The sequence below is a fragment of the Phocaeicola faecium genome (genome assembly GCF_014837055.1).
GTDB lineage: Bacteria > Bacteroidota > Bacteroidia > Bacteroidales > Bacteroidaceae > Phocaeicola > Phocaeicola gallinarum.
This window is the reverse complement of the sequence record NZ_JACSPQ010000043.1, coordinates 1-1,092: the sequence shown is the minus strand read 5'-3', so window position 1 is coordinate 1,092 and position 1,092 is coordinate 1. Positions and strand designations below refer to the sequence as shown.

Annotated in this window: 1 protein-coding gene; it reads left to right on the top strand. The window is 34.0% G+C overall.

The features are described from left to right. The first annotated feature begins 274 nt into the window (after positions 1-274). Positions 275-1,027 (top strand): alpha/beta fold hydrolase, encoded by a 753-nt coding sequence (locus H9626_RS13560; protein WP_191710827.1) that lies wholly within the window; start codon positions 275-277, stop codon positions 1,025-1,027. Positions 1,028-1,092 lie beyond the last annotated feature (65 nt).

The window sequence follows — 1,092 nt, the reverse complement described above, 5'->3', positions numbered from 1 at the left end:
ATCCCGCGCAAATGGGCCAGTTCTGTTGTCAGTATCATCCACCAGCTCCGCAAGAAGATAGACCGTGATCCATACCGGATATAAGTTCGTCATACCAAAGGAATAAAGGACAGGAACCCGCTGGCCTTCACCGGCTGCCGGGTTACACTTTCTTATTTAGTAGCTGCAGATATTTTTATCAGGAACAATGAAAATATCTTCTCAATGGCTGACAGAAAAGGTATAATGAGGAAAAGACAAATTCCAATTTGTGTAAGCAAAGAGGGGGCATAAAATGCGCATTTTGGAATATGGCAATACAAATAATCCAACAATAATGCTTGTTCATGGTTTTGAAAGTCCATATCAAATATGGATTGATTATATAGAGCATTATAAAGAGAACTATCATATTCTTGTGCCAATTTTGCCGGGACATGATGTGCAGGAGAAGTCCGAGTTCAATTCCTTTGATGATACTGCAAAAGAGATAGAAAATTATTGTATATCAAAATCTATTAACCATATATACGCAATTTATGGAATGAGCATGGGTGGAGTTTTAGCATCGTATTTATGGAAAAACAAAAGGCTTACCTTTGAAAAGGTTATTTTAGAAAGCTCACCACTTTTACCATTTGGAAAATATATGACTCAAATGCTTATAAAACAGTACTTGTCTATAACAAAAAAAGCAAGAGAACGAAATCAAAAAGTGTTACGAAACGCAATAAATACAATGGTAACAGAAGATATGTTGGATGTGTTTTTAGAGCTGTTAGATAATATATCAGATGAAACCATAAAAAAATATTTATATGCAGTTGGACAATTTAAACTTCCTTCAGATATTGATACGCCCAATACACAGATTATTTATTTTTATGGTGGAAAGATAAATGAATTTGTTTTTAGAAACGTAGCTAAATATATCAAGAAAAATTATAAAAATTCCATAACTATTTGTTTAAAAGGAAAGGGACATTGTGAGGACGCATTACTGCATTCAAATGAGTGGATTGATCGACTGGATAAATATATTATCTAGTATTGCAAATCCTAATTTGCTAAAATCTCTAAACGTTAAAAAACGGGAATCCGACAGCCTACCGG